This window comes from Microbacterium aurugineum, assembly GCF_023101205.1.
Classification (GTDB): Bacteria; Actinomycetota; Actinomycetes; order Actinomycetales; family Microbacteriaceae; genus Microbacterium; species Microbacterium aurugineum.
In genome coordinates, this window is the sequence record NZ_CP078078.1 from 3,392,923 (window position 1) to 3,409,777 (window position 16,855).

The 16,855-nt window shown below is 69.2% G+C and carries 17 protein-coding genes; 10 read left to right on the forward strand and 7 right to left on the reverse strand.

Translation table 11 applies throughout. The features are described 5' to 3' along the window. Positions 1–177: 177 nt before the first annotated feature. Both KV397_RS16280 and KV397_RS16285 read right to left on the reverse strand, forming a co-directional pair. A complete protein-coding gene (locus tag KV397_RS16280; protein ID WP_261811752.1) occupies positions 178–1,281 on the reverse strand; it encodes a lactonase family protein in 1,104 nt (367 codons plus the stop codon). 11 nt (positions 1,282–1,292) lie between these two features. Beyond that, positions 1,293–2,579 (reverse strand): adenylosuccinate synthase, encoded by a 1,287-nt coding sequence (locus KV397_RS16285; protein WP_047521732.1) that lies wholly within the window; start codon positions 2,577–2,579, stop codon positions 1,293–1,295. Positions 2,580–2,839: 260 nt separating this feature from the next. Here KV397_RS16285 and KV397_RS16290 point away from each other — a divergent pair, with 260 nt between their 5' ends. Continuing rightward, positions 2,840–3,772 carry a DMT family transporter gene (locus KV397_RS16290; protein WP_261811753.1) on the forward strand — a complete coding sequence of 311 codons (933 nt, stop codon included), beginning with the start codon at positions 2,840–2,842 and terminating at the stop codon, positions 3,770–3,772. Between the two features lie 48 nt (positions 3,773–3,820). Next, positions 3,821–4,522, forward strand: a complete 702-nt coding sequence (locus KV397_RS16295) for a Pr6Pr family membrane protein (RefSeq protein ID WP_261811754.1) — start codon at positions 3,821–3,823, stop codon at positions 4,520–4,522. A gap of 66 nt (positions 4,523–4,588) precedes the next feature. On the opposite strand, the gene KV397_RS16300 is transcribed toward KV397_RS16295, so the two are convergent. Next, positions 4,589–6,013, reverse strand: a complete 1,425-nt coding sequence (locus KV397_RS16300) for an NAD(P)-binding domain-containing protein (RefSeq protein ID WP_261811755.1) — start codon at positions 6,011–6,013, stop codon at positions 4,589–4,591. Between the two features lie 308 nt (positions 6,014–6,321). Here KV397_RS16300 and KV397_RS16305 point away from each other — a divergent pair, with 308 nt between their 5' ends. Genes KV397_RS16305 through KV397_RS16335 form a run of 7 tightly spaced genes read left to right on the forward strand, consistent with a single transcriptional unit; the run spans position 6,322 to position 12,703 of the window. Then, complete coding sequence (locus tag KV397_RS16305) at positions 6,322–7,467, forward strand: AAA family ATPase (protein ID WP_261811756.1); 1,146 nt, start codon at positions 6,322–6,324, stop codon at positions 7,465–7,467. Positions 7,468–7,474: 7 nt separating this feature from the next. Continuing rightward, positions 7,475–8,362: a DUF58 domain-containing protein gene (locus tag KV397_RS16310; protein ID WP_261811757.1), complete on the forward strand. Its 888-nt coding sequence runs from the start codon at positions 7,475–7,477 to the stop codon at positions 8,360–8,362. After that, positions 8,349–8,840 carry a hypothetical protein gene (locus KV397_RS16315; protein WP_261811758.1) on the forward strand — a complete coding sequence of 164 codons (492 nt, stop codon included), beginning with the start codon at positions 8,349–8,351 and terminating at the stop codon, positions 8,838–8,840. Before KV397_RS16310 ends, KV397_RS16315 begins: the two co-directional genes overlap by 14 nt. Further along, entirely contained in the window at positions 8,831–9,817 is a 987-nt protein-coding gene (locus KV397_RS16320; protein ID WP_244093553.1) for a VWA domain-containing protein, read from the forward strand. Before KV397_RS16315 ends, KV397_RS16320 begins: the two co-directional genes overlap by 10 nt. Beyond that, positions 9,814–10,866 (forward strand): VWA domain-containing protein, encoded by a 1,053-nt coding sequence (locus tag KV397_RS16325; protein WP_261811759.1) that lies wholly within the window; start codon positions 9,814–9,816, stop codon positions 10,864–10,866. The genes KV397_RS16320 and KV397_RS16325 overlap by 4 nt, the downstream gene beginning before the upstream one ends. A gap of 2 nt (positions 10,867–10,868) precedes the next feature. Further along, on the forward strand, positions 10,869–11,606 hold the full coding sequence (locus KV397_RS16330) for a hypothetical protein (protein ID WP_261812679.1): 738 nt from the start codon (positions 10,869–10,871) through the stop codon (positions 11,604–11,606). Next, positions 11,606–12,703, forward strand: coding sequence for a hypothetical protein (locus KV397_RS16335; RefSeq protein ID WP_153243279.1), 1,098 nt, complete (start codon positions 11,606–11,608; stop codon positions 12,701–12,703). Before KV397_RS16330 ends, KV397_RS16335 begins: the two co-directional genes overlap by 1 nt. A gap of 16 nt (positions 12,704–12,719) precedes the next feature. Here KV397_RS16335 and KV397_RS16340 read toward each other — a convergent pair whose 3' ends face one another. Together KV397_RS16340 and KV397_RS16345 are read right to left on the reverse strand one after the other, a co-directional pair. Continuing rightward, entirely contained in the window at positions 12,720–13,715 is a 996-nt protein-coding gene (locus KV397_RS16340) for a hypothetical protein (RefSeq protein WP_261811760.1), read from the reverse strand. Between the two features lie 132 nt (positions 13,716–13,847). Then, entirely contained in the window at positions 13,848–14,819 is a 972-nt protein-coding gene (locus KV397_RS16345; protein ID WP_153243277.1) for an alpha/beta hydrolase, read from the reverse strand. Positions 14,820–15,023: 204 nt separating this feature from the next. Between KV397_RS16345 and KV397_RS16350 the strand changes: the two genes are divergently transcribed. Then, complete coding sequence (locus KV397_RS16350; RefSeq protein WP_153243276.1) at positions 15,024–15,431, forward strand: pyridoxamine 5'-phosphate oxidase family protein; 408 nt, start codon at positions 15,024–15,026, stop codon at positions 15,429–15,431. Positions 15,432–15,462: 31 nt separating this feature from the next. Here KV397_RS16350 and KV397_RS16355 read toward each other — a convergent pair whose 3' ends face one another. Together KV397_RS16355 and KV397_RS16360 are read right to left on the reverse strand one after the other, a co-directional pair. Beyond that, positions 15,463–16,179: a ZIP family metal transporter gene (locus KV397_RS16355; protein ID WP_227991905.1), complete on the reverse strand. Its 717-nt coding sequence runs from the start codon at positions 16,177–16,179 to the stop codon at positions 15,463–15,465. Positions 16,180–16,343: 164 nt separating this feature from the next. Next, complete coding sequence (locus tag KV397_RS16360) at positions 16,344–16,604, reverse strand: hypothetical protein (RefSeq protein ID WP_261811761.1); 261 nt, start codon at positions 16,602–16,604, stop codon at positions 16,344–16,346. Positions 16,605–16,855 lie beyond the last annotated feature (251 nt).

Sequence of the window (16,855 nt, forward strand, 5' to 3'; positions counted from 1 at the left end):
GATGACCGTAGAACCTCAAGTAAGGTCGAGGTCAAGCGCCGGTTCGCCGACGAGGGTTCAGCCGCCGAGCAGGACCTCATGGAGGGCGTGCCACACGCCCTCCACGTTCGGTTCCATGACGGTCAACGCGGTGACGTCAGCTCCGGGAAGAGGAGGTCGACGGCGCTCGGCATCGTCTCAGCGCACCGGAAGGAAATGCGTCGGCGTCGGCACCTGCGCCTCATGGCGGATACCGAGGGGCGCGCCCGTGCGCTCATCGAGGTCGAGCAGGGTGATGGTATCGGAGCGCTGCCCCGCGACCAGCAACTTGCCCTCATGCACCAGGTGGTGGCGCGGCCAGTCGACCCCCGCGTCGGCGAGCGCCACGGACTCCAGGGCCTCACCCCCGCCGCGCACGCGCAGGACCGCGATCGTGTTGCTTCCGCGCAGGGCCGTGTAGAGGAAGTGTCCGTCGCGGCTGCGGGCGAGTTCGGCGGGGAAGTCTGTGCCCACCTGGGCGATCGGACTCGACAGCGTCGACGACACGACGCTCCACGTGCGGTCGGACGCCTCGGCGAGCGTGAACACCTCGCACGAGTACTCGGTCACCACGTGCAGGTGCCCGCTGGGGTGCAGCACCATGTGCCGCGGCCCGGTGCCGAGTGGCAGCACGACCTCGTGGTCGAGCACGAGCCCGCTGCCGACCTGCCGCCAGAACCGCACGAGGTCGAACCCGAGGTCGGTCGTGGCGATGCGCCCGTCGGGAAGGAACACGGCGGCATGCGCGTGCGAGACACGGTCACCGCCCACCCCGTACGGGTCGACCGCGGCGATGCCGTCACCGGGAGTGGGCGGCACCCCGGGGGCCGTGTCGTCGCCGAACAGTGCCGCGCGGAGTTCCGCCGCCGCATCCGGCCGTGCGGGGACGATCCGCCCGTCCGCATCGAGGCCGAGCCGCACCACGCGGCCGTCGCCGTAGCAACTGGCGACCAGGGCGGAGCCGTTCGCAGCGACCGCGACGTGACACACGTACTGGCCCACCGCCGCCGGTGCACCCATCGGGGAGAGAGCGCCGTCCCCCGTGCGCACGAACGCCTGCACGGCGGAGTCGCCCTCGAGCGCCGCGTAGACGACGTCGAGCGTCGGATGCTGCGCCAGCCACGACGGCGAAGGGGCCTCTGCGACCACGCCCCGGTACGCGAGCGTGGTGGCCTCCCGGCCTGCATCCCCCGCGAGCAGACCGATGCCGTCGGCAGAACCGTCCATGCCGGGGCCGTAGCCGCCGAGCCAGAATCGCGTCACGACAGGCCGGATCAGTCGAGCAGGTCGTGGCGGACGATGACCTGGTCGCGCTCGGGGCCGACACCGATCACCGAGATGCGGGTATTGCTCATCTTCTCAAGCGCCAGCACGTAGTCCTGTGCGTTCTGCGGCAGATCCTCGAAGGTGCGGGCGACGGAGATGTCCTCGTTCCAACCCGGGAAGTACTCCAGGATCGGCTTCGCGTGGTGGAAGTCGGTCTGGTTGACGGGCACCTCGTCGAAACGCTCGCCATCGACGTCGTAGGCGACGCACACCGGGATCTCGTCGAGTCCGGTCAGGATGTCGAGCTTGGTGAGCACGAGGTCGGTGATGCCGTTGATGCGCGTCGCGTATCGGGTGATCGGCGCGTCGTACCAGCCGACCCGACGCGGACGCCCGGTGGTGGTGCCGAACTCGAAGCCCTGCTTGCGCAGCCAGTCGCCCTGCTCGTCGAAGAGTTCTGTCGGGAAGGGGCCCGATCCGACGCGGGTCGTGTACGCCTTGACGATGCCGACGATGCGGTCGAGCGCACCGGGGCCGACGCCCGCACCCGTCGCGGCTCCGCCTGCGGTCGCCGACGACGAGGTCACGAACGGATAGGTGCCGTGGTCGATGTCGAGCATCGTGGCCTGACCGCCTTCGAACACGACGACTTCGCCACGATCGAGGGCCTCCGCGATCAGGTAGCCCGTGTCGGCGACAAGGGGGCGCAGGCGGTCCGCGTACGACAGCAGATCATCGACGACCTCGTCGGCGGTGATCGCGCGACGGTTGAAGATCTTCACCAGCAGGTGGTTCTTCTGATCCAGAGCGCCTTCGACCTTCTGGCGCAGGATGTTCTCGTCGAAGATGTCCTGCACACGGATACCGACGCGGTTGATCTTGTCGGCGTAGGCCGGACCGATGCCTCGACCGGTGGTGCCGATCATCCGCTTTCCGAGGAAACGCTCGGTGACCTTATCGAGCGTGCGGTGGTACTGCGTGATGATGTGCGCGTTGGCGCTGACCTTGAGACGCGAGACGTCGATGCCCCGGGCGGCGAGCGCCTCCAGCTCGAAGAACAGGACCTCGAGGTCGACGACGACGCCGTTGCCGATCACGGGAGTCACGCCCGGAGAGAGGATGCCGGAGGGCAGCAGGTGCAGCGCGTACTTCTCGTCTCCCACGACGACGGTGTGCCCGGCGTTGTTGCCGCCGTTGAACTTCACCACCCAGTCGGTGCGCTCACCGAGCAGATCGGTGGCCTTGCCCTTTCCTTCGTCGCCCCACTGCACGCCGACGATAACGATTCCTGGCATGGGTAACCCCCTGGCTTTCGCCGGGTTTGCACCGGCCGATGAGCTGGCCCTCTTCGGGCCGTCCCATCCTATCGGGAGCCTCTCGGCCCGCCCTCCGAGTGCGATATGTCACCTCCGGAGGCGTCTGAAGGTGACATATCGCACTCTGCAGGGGCGGGGGGCGGGGGGCGGGGGGCGGGGGGCGGGGGTGGCGGAAAACGTGCGGATCATGGCGCTCCGGCGGCTCGTCCGGTGTCGGAAGCCCCTGCCAGGATCGAAGGATGTCACGAGCAGCATCCGGCGAGCCCGGTATCCGCACGACCACCGAGGCGCCGAAGAGTCAGGGCGCGCTCGTGCTCGTCGCCGCGCTGGTCACGGTGGTGCTGTGGGCCTCGGCGTTCATCGGCATCCGTGGTGCGGGCCCTCACTACGACCCGGGCGCTCTGGCGCTGCTGCGGATGGCGGTCGGCACCGTGGTGCTGACGATCATCGCCGTGCGGCACGGGATCCGCATCCCCGCCCGTCGCCACTGGCTCCTCGTGGCGGTGTGGGGCATCGGCTGGTTCTGCGTCTACAACCTGGCCCTCAACAGCGCTGAGTTGACACTCGATGCGGGGACGGCCGCGATGGTGGTGAACCTCGCGCCGCTCATGGTCGTCGTCTTCAGCGGACTCTTCCTCCGCGAAGGCTTCCCGAAGCCCCTCATCATCGGCGCCCCGATCGCGTTCCTCGGGGTCGTGCTGATCGGCATGAACTCCTCCACCAGCGCCGGCCCTGACATCACCGGTCTGTTGCTCGCCCTGCTCGCAGCCGTCATGTACGCCGGGTGCACGCTCGTGCAGAAGCGCCTGCTCACCTCCGGCGTCGATCCGACCACCCTGACCTGGCTCGGTGCGGGCGTCGGCACCGTCGCGCTACTGCCCTGGGTCGGCAGCCTCATCGACTCCCTGCAGACCGCACCGCTGGACGCGACGCTGTGGGTCGTCTACCTCGGCATCTTCCCCACGGCGATCGCCTTCACCACCTGGGCCTACGTCCTGCAGCGCAGCACCGCGGGACAGACCTCCGCCACCACCTACGTCGTGCCCGCGATCGCGATCCTGATGTCGTGGGCGATCCTCGGCGAGGTGCCGACGCCGCTGATGTTCCTCGGTGGAGCCCTCTGCCTGCTCGGCGTCCTCATCACGCGACTGCGGTGGCGTCGCCGCACCTGATGCCGAGAACCGCCGGGGCGAGTGACTACAGTTACGACCGGAGGCGAAATGACGACCTGGTGGCCCTACGCGCGACTCGCGGCATCTGTTCTCGCGGTGGCTGCCATCGTCGCCCAACTGGTGCGGACGCTCGAGATCGCCATGCTCTCGGAGACCGAGTGGGGCTCTCACCTCCCCACGGTGATCGTGAACTTCTTCAGCTTCTTCACGATCCTCTCCAACGTCCTCGCAGCCGTCGCGCTCGTCATCGGGGGCCTCTGGGGCATCCTCAAGCGGAAGACCACGAGCCCCGAACCGCGCTGGCTCGCTCTGATCCTGGTCTGCGCGAGCACCTACGCCATCGTCACAGGGATCGTCTACAACACACTGCTCCGCGGGATCGAGCTGCCGCAGGGGGCGACGGTCCCCTGGTCCAACGAGGTGCTGCACGTGATCGTGCCGCTGATCATGCTCCTCGATCTGCTCTTCGCGCCTCGACGCCGCGCGCTGGGCTGGAGCGCCGTGGGGGCCACCGCCGTCTTCCCCCTCGTGTGGGTCGCGTACACGATGATCCGCGCGAACCTGGTGATCTCGCCGGCGACCGGGCAGCCCTACTGGTACCCGTATCCCTTCCTGAACCCGCACACCGTCCCGGGCGGCTACCTCGGGGTCTCCGCCTACATCGTCGGCATCGCGATCGCGATCATCGCCGTGGCCGCCGGCGTCGTCTGGATCGGCAGGCGCCGCGGCACCACCCCGATCGACTCCTGACCTGCCTCTGACGCCTCCGCCCCTCGCACCCGGAGTGGGCGGAGGGGCAGAGGCGTCAACAGAGACTCAGGTGGTGGCGAGCGCCTCACGATCGTCGTCGCGAGGCTGACCCTCGATGATCCGCGCCGTCTCGGTGGCATCCGGGTCCACGTCGAGGTAGCGCTCGAGCGAGTCGTCGAGCTCTTCCAGCCACGGCGTGTGATGCACGACCGCGAGGGTGCCGGTCATGACCGACTCGTACGTGCGGTCGCGGTAGCCCATGATGTCGTCCTTCTTGTCGCGCTTCCACGCGAGGAAGATCTCGACCACCCGGTCGATGTCGAACTCCGGGTAGTCCGTGAGCTGCAGCAGATCGCGGATGTAGTCCGCCTGGAAGCGGATCTCCGCCGCGGCCGAATCGATCTGTCCGAAGCGCGTGCGCCACTCGGCGATCGATGCCGCCCGCTCCTGCTCGTCGGGCAGGGACAGACGACCGAGGATCAGGTCACGCACGTACCAGGCCTGCGCATCGAACATGTTGAACGTGAACCACTGGTCCTGCGCGCCGAGGTAGGCCAGGCGCGGATTGCCCTGCCAGAGCACTCCGCGGTACAGCCCATCGGGGTACACGTTGTTCGGCGAGGAGAGGGCGAGGTCGTCCGGCAGAAACGGGTACTTGTGCAGGTAGCCGGTGCAGAGGATGACCGCGTCGACCTGCTTCGAGGTGCCGTCGGCGAAGAACGCGGTGCTGCCCTCGAAGCGTTCGAGGACCGGCCGCTCCTCGATGCCCTCGGGCCAGTCGTACCCCATCGGCGCGGAGCGGAAGCTCGCCGTCACCGAACGGGCCCCCATCTTGAACGCCTGGCTGCCGATGTCCTCCGCGGAGTAGCTCGCGCCGATCACCAGCACATCCTTGTCTTCGAAGGCCTCGGCGCCTCGGAAGTCATGGGCATGACTGATGTACCCCGGGAACGTCTCGATACCGGGGAACTCCGGCACGTTCGGGAAGGAGAAGTGTCCGCTCGCGACGATCACGCGGTCGAACTCCTCCACGGACGATTCGCCGGAGGGCAGGTGCTCGCTGGTGAGGGTGAAGACTTCGCGCTCGTCGTCGAACTCCACCCAGCGGACCACGGTCTGGAAGCGGATCAGGTCGCGCACGTCGGTCTTCTCCAGGCGACCGGCGATGTAGTCCCACAGCACCGGGCGCGGCGGGTAGGAGGAGATCGGGCGACCGAAGTGCTCGTCGAAGCTGTAATCCGCGAACTCCAGCGCCTCCTTCGGGCCGTTCGACCACAGGTTGCGGTACATGCTCGAATGCACCGGCTCGCCGAACTCGTCCAGTCCGGTGCGCCAGGTGAAGTTCCACTGCCCGCCCCAGTCGGCCTGCTTCTCGAAGCAGACCAGCTCGGGGATGTCGGCTCCCGCACGGGCTGCGGACTCGAAGGCCCTCAGCTGCGCCATCCCCGAGGGTCCGGCTCCGATGATCGCTACTCGTTCTCTACTCGTCACGTATTGTCCTCATACTCTTCAGTCATGTATCGGCACGGCCGCTTCCGAGCGAGGAACAGTTCTGTCCTGGTGGGAGCGGAGAAGCTCGACCTGCCCGGAAAGCGGCTGCTCTTCGACGTTAGCAGTGTCCGCCACCGGCACCCGGGGGTCGCGCCTGCCCGCCACCTGCAGAATCCTCGGACGGATGCATGACCTGGGCCCGGCGGGTCGTCCTGCATCCGTCATCCGGTCATGCAGGTGGACACAGCGATTACGCTGGTGCGCGGGGGATGGCCGCGACGCGCGTCCCTGAACGAGGGAGCCTACAGATGACCGAGTCCTCCACGCCCGACCCGCGGACGATCGCCGCACCGCCGCCTCCGCCCGCCCCCGCGCAGGCCCCTGCACCGCCGGCACCGGCCCCGGCGTCTGCCACGCCCGCCGCCCCTGCCGCACCCGCCGCACCTGCCGCACCCGCAGCGACGAAGGCCGCGCCGACCGACGCCGAGCTCAGGAGAGCCGCCGAGGTGCTGCGGATCATCTCCGACTCCTACTCCGCCAAGATGGTCGGCCAGGATCGGCTGCGCACGAGCCTCCTCGTCTCCCTCATCGCCGGCGGTCACATCCTGCTGGAGAGCGTTCCCGGCCTGGCGAAGACCACGGCCGCCAGCACTCTCGCCGACACCGTGAAAGCGCAGTTCAAGCGCATCCAGTGCACGCCCGACCTGCTTCCCAGCGACATCACCGGCAACCAGATCTACGACGCGGCGACGGGCTCCTTCCGCACCGTGCTCGGTCCGGTGCACGCGAACTTCGTGCTGCTCGACGAGATCAACCGCTCCAGCGCCAAGACCCAGAGCGCCATGCTCGAGGCGATGCAGGAGCATCAGACCACGATCGGCGGCGAGGTCCATCACCTGCCGAAGCCGTTCCTCGTGATCGCGACGCAGAACCCGATCGAGCAGGAGGGCACCTACGAGCTGCCCGAGGCGCAGATGGACCGCTTCCTGCTCAAGGAGATCGTCGAGTACCCGAGCCCCGCCGAAGAGCTCGAGGTCCTCAGCCGCATCGATTCCGGTGTGCTCGACCCCGACCGCCACGTGAGCAGCACCGTCAGCCTCGACGACGTGCACCTGCTGCAGGACGTCGCGAGCCGCATCTACGTCGACCCCGCGATCCGGAACTACATCGTGTCCATCGCCTACGTCACCAGGAACCCGGTGCCGTACATCGGCGAGGAGCGCGCGCGCTTCATCAAGTACGGCGCGAGCCCCCGGGCGAGCATCGCGTTCCTGCAGGCTTCGCGGGCACTGGCTCTACTCAAGGGGCGCGCGCACGTGCTGCCCGAAGACATCCGGGAGCTGCGGCACCTCGTGCTCCGCCACCGCGTGCTCCTGACGTTCGAGGCCGACGCCGAGGGCATCCGCAGCGAGGAGATCATCGACCAGATCTTCGCGTCGGTCCCCACTCCCTGACCCGTTCATGGCCAGCCTGATCACGCAGGTGAAGAGCAAGCTCTTCATCCACTCGACGCGCAAGTCGCTGCACGCGCTGGACGGCGCCTACGCGTCGCTGCTGCACGGGCGGAGCCTCGACTTCGAAGACCTGCGCAAGTACGAGTACGGCGATCAGGTGCGCGACATCGACTGGCGGGCGACCGCGCGGCTGGGCACTCCCCTGGTCAAGCGCTCGCGCGCCACACGGATGCACACCGTGTTGTTCGCCGTCGACACCGGCCGCTCGATGTCGGCCCTCGCCGCCGACGAACGCTCGAAGAAGGAGCTGGCGATCCTCGCCACGGGGATGCTCGGCGTGCTGACGCTGCGCCACGGCGACGATTTCACCACGGTCTACGGCGACTCCGCGAAGGTGCGTCGGCTCGCGCCGGGCCGCAGCGAGGGGGCGCTCGAACATGCCCTGCGCACTATCGACCGCGCGATCGACGAGAGCTCGGCACCGAGCGACCGGGATGCACTGCTGTCGTTCATCACGCGCACGATCTCGCGCCGGATGATCGTGGTCGTCGTCACCGATGAGGCCCCCGTGACGAGCGAGACCGAGCGGATGCTGCGGCGCCTGCGCGTGCAGCACGACGTCCTGTGGCTCACCCTGCGCGACGCCGACCCCGTGCTCGACCACGCGACCGGGCGGATCCGCAGCGACGTGGACAGCCGCTGGCAGGTGCCGGACTTCGTGCAGGGCGACCGTGGCATCGTGCGAGAGCTGACCGCACAGCGCGACGCCGACGCCGCGCACCTCGCCGAGCTCCTCACGCGGATGGAGATCAGCCACGCCTTCCTGGACGGACAGGACGACGCCGTCACGCAGCTCCTGCAGCTGCTGAATCGGAGGTCGAATGCCCGGCTCTGACGAGCTCTACCCGCCCGCACAGTACGGCTGGGGATGGATGCTGCTCGCGATCGGCATCCTGCTCCTGCTGATCGCGGGGGCCTGGCTCCTGATCCTCCTCACGCGCCCCCGGCGCACCCTGTCCGTCGGCGAGCAGAATGCCGGACAGGCACCCCTGATCGTCGACGTGCTCTCGCAGCTGCGCACCGAGTACCTGACGCGCATCCAGCAGATCGAGACCGACTACCGCGAGCGCCGCCTCTCCTCGCGGCAGGCGAACCTCGAGCTCAGCCGCGTCGTGCGGGCGTTCGTCAACGAGTACAGCGGCTTGGAGGCTCCCGTCCTCGCGCTCGATGACCTCGTGGCACGGGGCGTCCATCCCGCGCTCATCGATGCGATGGGCAGGCACTACTACCCGAGCATCTTCCGGCAGGGACCCGCGATCGATCCGGTCGCCGGTGCCGAGGCCGCCCGGACGGTGGTGCGCTCATGGCACTAGCGAATCCCTGGGTGCTCTTCGCCGCCGCGGCGGTCGTGCTGATCGCGGTGGCGATCGGCCTCGTCCTCGGTCTGCGCCGGAGCAGCCGTGGTCGCGCGGCGGACACGGCCCGGATCGCCCGCGCCGAACGGCTCCGCACGCTGCCCACCTTCCGTCAGGCGCTGGCGCGGCGGGCGGTGGCGCTCTCGGGCATCCTCGCCCTGGGCGCGGTCACGGCGCTCGTGGCGGGGGTGGTGTCCGCCCGACCGATGTCGGCGCAGACCGTCCAACCGGTCAACACGAGCCGCGACATCATGCTGTGCCTCGATGTCTCCGGATCCATGACCGAGGTCGACGTCGAAGTGCTGACCGTGTTCGACGAGCTGCTGGACGGCTTCGAAGGTGAGCGGATCGGGCTGACGATCTTCAACAGCTCACCGGTGCAGATCTTCCCGCTCACCGACGACTACGACTTCATCCGCGAGCACCTCGAGAGCATGACCCGGAGCTTCGACTACGGCGACCAGGTCCCGGAGCACTGGCTCGGCACACTCAACGGCGACGGCGCCTCGCTGATCGGCGACGGCCTCGCCGCCTGCACGATGGGCTTCGACCACCCGGACGATGACCGCTCGCGCTCGGTGATCTTCGCCACCGACAACGAGATCAACGGCGCCTCGATCGTCACGCTCGACGAAGCGGCTGCCTACGCGGCGTCGAAGGGCGTGCGCGTGTTCGCCCTGAACCCGGTGCAGGGCAAGGACGCGGCGGTGAGCGCGGAGCTCACGGCCGCCGCCGAAGCCACCGGTGGCGCCGCATTCGGCCTGCGCGACACGACGACCGTCTCCGATATCGTCACCCAGGTGCAGGAGCAGGAGGCCACCGAGCTGAGGGGAGAGGCGCAGGTGGTCTGGACCGACACCCCGGACCTCTGGATCGCTCTGCTCTCGATCTGCCTCCTCGCCTTCGTCGTGGTGCTGTGGAGGGTGCGACTGTGATCTTCCATCCCGTACTCGCTCCGTTGCTGATCGCCCTGATCTGCCTCCCGATCATCGCCCTGGTCGTGTGGATCCTGGTGCGACCGGCGAAGGCGACGGCGGCTGCCTCGTCCGCACCGGGCTCCCTCGCCGGACACCGCGCCCTGTGGGCCATGCGCCTGGTGCTGGTGCTCGCCTGCGTCGTGATGCTGCTGCGCCCCGGCATCCCGGGCGGCGCCACCCAGACGCTCGCGACCGACACCGACATCGTGCTCGTCATCGACACCACGGCGAGCATCGTCGCCGAGGACTGGGGCGACGGGGAACCTCGACTCGACGGCATCCGCGACGACGTGCGCGCGCTGGTCGAGGAGTACCCGGGCGCGCGCTTCGCCCTGATCACCTCGGATGCCGCCGCCGAGTTGCGGATGCCCCTCACCACCGACACGACGGCCCTCCTGGGTTCGCTGGACGTGCTGCGCCCCGAGGTCACCAGCCAGTCGCGCGGGAGTTCGATCGGCATCGCCGCGCCGCTGCTCGCGGAGACACTCACCTCGGCGGCCCAATCCTCACCCGACCGGTCGCGGATGGTCTTCTACTTCGGTGACGGCGAGCAGACCGTCGACACCCCGCCGGAATCGTTCAGCGCGAGCGAGAAGTACACCGATGCGGGCGGCGTCTTCGGCTACGGCACGACCGAGGGCGGACCGATGCGCATCACCACGGGGGATCTCTCGGACAGCGGGACCGGCTATATCCAATACCAGGGGTCCGACGCCCTCTCCGTGATCGACGAAGGGAACCTGGAGAGGATCGCCGACCAGCTCGGGGTGGACTACCAGCGTCGGACCGCGGACGCCGAAGCCGTACTGCCCGAGGCGCCGTCGACGACGACCGACTACGCCGAGTCCGGAGAGGTCGGCAACGCCATCGAGTTGTACTGGGTCGCGGCGCTCGTCATCCTCCTCATCCTCGGCGTCGAGCTCGCCCGCGCCACGATGCTGATCGCGCAGCTGCGGCGACTGCGCGCGCCCCGGGAATCCCTCCGGCAACCGGGAGGCACCTCGTGACGATGACGAACGATGCCGCCGCCGCACTCCTGCGGTCGAATCGGCGACGCCGCCGCGTCCGTCGATGGGTCGCCATCGGCACCCTTCCGCTCACTCTCGCCGCGCTGTTCTTCGTGGGCAAGCTGCTGAGCATGTACGCGTTCGCGCACCAGGCGATCACCGCCTACGTGGTCGACGACTTCGCGGGCTCGGAGGCGGCGGCGCGCGGACAGAGCTTCCTCAACTGGTTCGAGCCGTACAAGGCCCCCTTCAACATCGGCACGGCGCTCGGAGCGGCCGAACAGCTGCCGCAGGCGAGGGCGGAGCTCGAAGAGGCGCTCCGCCTGGCCACCGGGCTCGAAGTGTGCGGGGTGCGGATCAACCTGGCTCTCGTCGTCGAGCGCATGGGCGACGCCGCACGCGCCGGCGGCGATGGCGCGACCGCGGCCCAGCTCTACGGTGAAGCCCTGGCGATCACCGCCGAGACGCCGGAGGAGTGTCACAGCGAGGAGGCGCAGGAGCAGTCGTCCGATCCTCAGCGCGACATGTCCGACACGCTCGACAGCACCGAGGACCGCCTGAAGCAGAAGCAGCAGGAGCAGGATCAGCAGCAGCCCCCGCCTCCGCAGCCGAACGAGGACGAGCAGCCGTCCGAGGACAAGCTCCAGGATCTTCAGGACAAGCTCGAGCAGGGCACCCAGGAGCGCGACCAGCAGCTGGGCGAGGATCCCGGCGGGTCGGGAACGGAAAAGCCGTGGTGATGGATCACGAGAAGCAGAGGGCCCGCTACCTCGCGGGGACCGAAGGTGCGCCCCCGGTCCCCCCTCCCGGCGGGTACCGCGGCGCACGCCGCGAGGCCTTCGTGCCCTCCCCCCCTGCCGCGGTCTCCGTCTCCGTCGAGGAGGAGCCGAAGAAGCCCGCCAACGCTCTCGGGTGGACGGCCCTCACCGTGGCGGTCCTGTTCGCCCTGACGCTGCTGGGCACACTGCTGGCCGGCAGCACCGACATCCTCTACAGCGTCACGATGGTGACCGCTCAGCTCGTCGTGGTCGCCACGGTCATCGCCGCTCTGCTCTCACCGCGGGGACGCCTGCTGGGGGCGATCGCCCTGGTCGTCACGATCCTGTTCAACGTCGCCACCGTCGGCGGGATGAGCGCCCTGCAGACGTCGGCCTCCGGCAACTACGAGGGCATGAAGTCCGCCGAGCAGAAGCACGCGGAGGCGTATCCCGGGATCAAGGGCACGGATCCGCAGCAGACGCTTGCACAGCAGTCCCTGGAAGACGTGCGGGCACAGTCGGAGTCGCTCTTCGCCGACATCCGTGCGCGGCTCACCGACGAGTTCGGGTACACCTGGGTCGCGGTGGGCGACGAAGACCTGCGGCCGGAGCGCAACGGGTACGGCGGGGAGTCGATGCTGGTGGAGTACACCTCTCAGGGCTGGGCCACCGAGCAGCCGATCCAGGACGACGATCGCAAGTACGCGGTGATGGCCGTCATCAACGAGGTGGTCATCGAACACGGGCTGTGGGAGCTGTACTCGTTCAACGACCCCGCCATCTCCGGCATCGACCCGGGGATGATCACGAAGCTGTACGGCAGCGACGACCCCCGCTCGCAGCACACGTGGGAGTACTACACCGAGAACTACCCGGATCCGCTGCGCTTCTACGCCGACATCCACGACCTCTCGAACGATCAGGACGGCGGATTCCTCGCGGCACGCAAGGCGCAGCAGGCCCGCACCGGGGAGCCGCTCGAGGGCCTTCAGCTGTTCGTGCTCGCGAGTGGGGTGCTCAGCGACGCCGATCGCGAGGAGTTCGAGACGCGGCTGCAGGACTACCCGGGCTACGAGTAGCCGAGGCGCAGGGTCCTCAGGCGCTGAGGGTCAGCAGCATCCGGGCGAGCACGTAGCGGGCGTGTCCGCGGGAGGTCCGCGGGTCGTAGCCAAGAATCACCACGAGCGCCGCCATCCGCTCCTGCACGCTGGAGTGGTGTCTTCCCAGGCGCACCGCCGCCGCCCGCACGCTCTGCTCCTCGATGACGGCGTCGAGCAGTTCGCGGCTTCGGTCGTCGAGCGCGGCGAGCGCGGCCGCATCCGGGTGGAGGGGGCCGGCGTCCGCGGCCTCCGCGACGAGCAGGAGCCCTCCGAGGTCGGCGGCATCGACGACCGGTTCCGCGGGATCGGTGAGCCGGACTGCCACCAGAGCGGAAGACCACGATCGCGGAAGCTGCTCTCCCGTGCCGGCGACCCCGAGACCCAGCCGCAGCTCCGCACCGTCGGGCCAGGCGTCCCGCGCCTCGGTGGAGGCATCCAGGATCGTCGCCCGCGTGAGTCCGTGCCGGGTGGCGACCACGGCGGACGGATGCTGCGGCAGGGGTGCCGGGTCAGGAGGAGAGGCGACCATCCGCAGTGTCTCGTCGGTGAGACGAAGGCGCGGCAGTGCGGCGGCCCTCTCATCGGCGCCGGCGTAGGAGCTGATCGCCAGTTCGACGGCGCTCTCCGGTCCCACCGCGCGACGTGCCCGGATGATGCCGAGCGCGAGGCTGAGCCGTTCCAGGATCATCGCGTCGTTGGTGTGGGGATCGCCGTCGCGCTCGATCCAGGCGACGGCGTCCGGGCCGCTCTCCCGGATGAGCCAGGCGGGCGACGGCTCGATGGGGTCGATGCGCACCCCGTCCGCGCGCACGCGCACGATCTGCCGGCCGTCGCGGTGTCCCGCGGTCGCGCCGCTGAGCACCGCGGCACCCCGCAGCATGCTCTCGACGCCGACGGAACGGGCCACGAGGGCGTCGAAGTACGTGACGACCTTGAGCGTCTCGCTGGCATCCGGGTCGAGGGCGGTGAGCCGCCCCAGCAGGTCTTGCATGTCGGGCTCCATCGCGCGGGGATTCCACCCTACGGGGTCGACGTGCCGTGCTCCCGTCGCACTCTCTGCCGCCCCGAGGGCCGGAAACGGGCAGGGAGTGCGACGGGAGGGGTCCGGGCACGGAATCCGGACTCAGGAGAGCAGGCGGTTCACCCAGTTGTCGCGGGCCGCGAGCATGGCCTGCGCGACGGCGGCGTGCGGGGCGAACATGTCGAAGCCGTGGAACCCTCCGGCCCAGACGTGCAGTTCGGCCTGGACGCCGGCTTCCCACAGCTTCGTGGCGTACGCGACGTCCTCGTCGCGGAACACCTCGGCGCTGCCGCAGTCGATGAACGCGGGCGGGAGGCCGGAGAGGTCGGTGGCGCGGGCGGGTGCCGCGTAGATCGACACGTCGTCCGTGCCCTTGCGGTCGCCGAGGAGCGCCGACCATCCGGTGACGTTCGAGCCGCGGTCCCAGACGCCGATCCCATCGATCTGATGCGTCGACACCGACGCATCACGATCGTCGAGCATCGGGTAGATGAGCAGCTGACCGATCAGCTCAGGACCCTTCCGGTCACGGGCGAGGAGGGCGGTGCCCGCCGCCAGCCCGCCCCCGGCGCTGCCGCCACCGATCAGCAGCCGCGACGTGTCGATGCCGAGCTCGTCGGCGTGCTCCGCGGTCCACCGCAGCCCCGCGTAGCAGTCCTCGACGGGATAGGGGTCGGGGAACTCCGGAGCGAGTCGGTATTCGACCGTGACGATGACTCCGTTGAATCGCTCCGCCCAGTCGAGGAATCCGACCACGCCGAGCCAGCGGTTGCCGATGATCATGCCGCCGCCGTGCGTGTGGAAGAACCCGGGGCCGGTGCCCGTGCGTCCTTCCTTCTCGATCACGGAGACGACGATCTCATCGCCCTCGTGTCCGGCGATCGTGACGTCCCGCCGCGTGAAGCCCCGCTCCGCGAGCGCCGCGAAGATCTCCTCATCCCCGCTCACGGGCGACTGCCGGAGCAGCGGGATCATCTCGGGCGTCAGCGTGGGTGGCAGCTGGTCGCCGACGAGGGCGAGCGCGGCTTCGAGCTCGGGATCGAAGGGCGGTCGTGCCAGGGTCGTGTCCGTCATCAGAACTCCTTTGTCCTCGGCCGCCGTCGCGGCGGCGTCTCGCCAGACTCGCGCACGCGAAACCCGAGGATAACCCGCCACCCGAGGCCGATCCGACGCATTCCGTCCGCCGGGTGGCGGGTGCCTCCCCTCCCCGGTGGAGGTGTCCCTTGAACACGCTTCCCCCCGTGGATAGCCTGGCGCCACAGGGAAAGGAAGGCGCGGATGATCCGAGTTCTCGATGAACAGCAGTCCGCCGAGTTGCTGCGCACCACCACGATCGGCCGCATCGGTTTCGTGCACGACGGCCGCGTGCAGATCCTGCCCGTGAACTACGTCGTCTCCGGCCACGACCTGCTTCTCCGCACCGCGCCCGAGGGACTGCTGGCCGAGCTGACGCACGAGCCGGCGGACGTCTCGTTCGAGGTGGACTATCACGACCCCCTCGGCAGCACCGCCTGGAGCGTCCTGATGCACGGGCCGCTGTCCCGGGTGCCCGAGGAGAAGGCGGCCGGCGCCGGAGCTCGCGTGACCCCGTGGGCCGGGAGCGAACGGGACCTCCCCCTGGCGTTCCACATCGAGCACATCACGGGGCGCATCGTCCGTCGAGACCAGGAGCACGGAGAGACCTGATCGCCGGCGGCGGGGTGTTCGCCGCGCGTCGTCAGCTCGCCAGGGCCAGCCCTGCGGCGAGCGCGAACCCCAGCACGGTCGCGAGGCCCGTGGACTCCTTCGCCTTCGACTGCGCCTCGGGGATCATCGAGTCCACGAGCATCACCAACAGCGCACCGGCCGCGAAGCCGCTCGCCGCCGAGCGGAAGTCATCCCCGGTCACGCTCGCCAGCCCGAATCCGGCAACCGTCGCGAGCGCGCAGATCACGGCGACGCCCGCCCACAGCAGGAGCACCCGAGACTTCGCCATCCCGCCTTCGAGCAGGTCAGCGGCCGAGCCGATCGATTCGGGAAGGTTCGACACCAGGATGGCGACCACGAGCGCGATGCTGACCGGCTCCCCCGAGGCGAGGCCGATCCCGAGCACGAGCTGCTCCGGGATGCCGTCGAGCAGCGCTCCGACCGCGAGCTGGCCGCCGCCCGCCTCGGCCTTGGTCTTCGCGGCACGGGCGTCGAGGATGCGATCGGCGATGTAGTAGCTGATCGCTCCGGCCGCGACACCGATCACCAGGGGGATGGGGCCGGCGAGATCCAGCCCCTCCTCCCAGAGCTCGAACGCGATCGACGCCATCAGCGCGCCCGCGCCGAAGCCCAGGACGATACCGAGCCACCGCGGCGGCCACTTCCGGAGCAGCGCGAGCACCGCACCGATGAACAGCGGTGCCGCCGCGACCGCACCCCACAGGATTGCTCCACCCATGTCCGCCATGTCCGACCTCCGTCGGCCCACTCTTGCACCTCTGGGGCCTCCCCGCCGCTCCGACTTCGGCCAAAACGGAGACGTGTCGTGCGTCCGTCGGCGAGTCGCGCCTCGACACGCCGCCCCGCGCCCGCCACTCCTCCGTTTTCGCCTCCGGAGGCCGAGGACGTCACTCAGTCGGAGTAGTTCGCGTTCGGGGTGACGAACGTCGCGGTGTATTCCTCGGTGCACGGAGTCAGGACGTACACCTTCCCCCAGCCCCCGCCCAGGAGCAACGGATCGTCCTGCTGGAAGCGCGTGTGCCGTTCGCCCGCCCCGATGATGACCCCGCCTGCATCGTCCGTCCGCCACCTCGCCTTCCCCGCGACCGGGATCACGTCTCCGTCGAGACACACGCGCCCGTCATCGAGCGTCCGCTCGTCCGACCCCAGCATCAGCGCCGACACCTCAGCGACGCCGTCTTCATGGAGAGTGAACCCGGTGTGTTCCGGGGCCCTCTTCGAAGCCGTGATACGTCGCCGGGAAAGTCAGATGCGCGCCCATGTCCTGCCGCGCGAGCGTCGATCCGCGGAAGCTCTGAAACGCCACGACGAGAAGCACTGCGAGGATCACGCCTCCTGCGACGAACCACCACAGTCCACGGAACCGCGCTCTCTGCATGCGAGCACTGTATCGACGCTGCCTG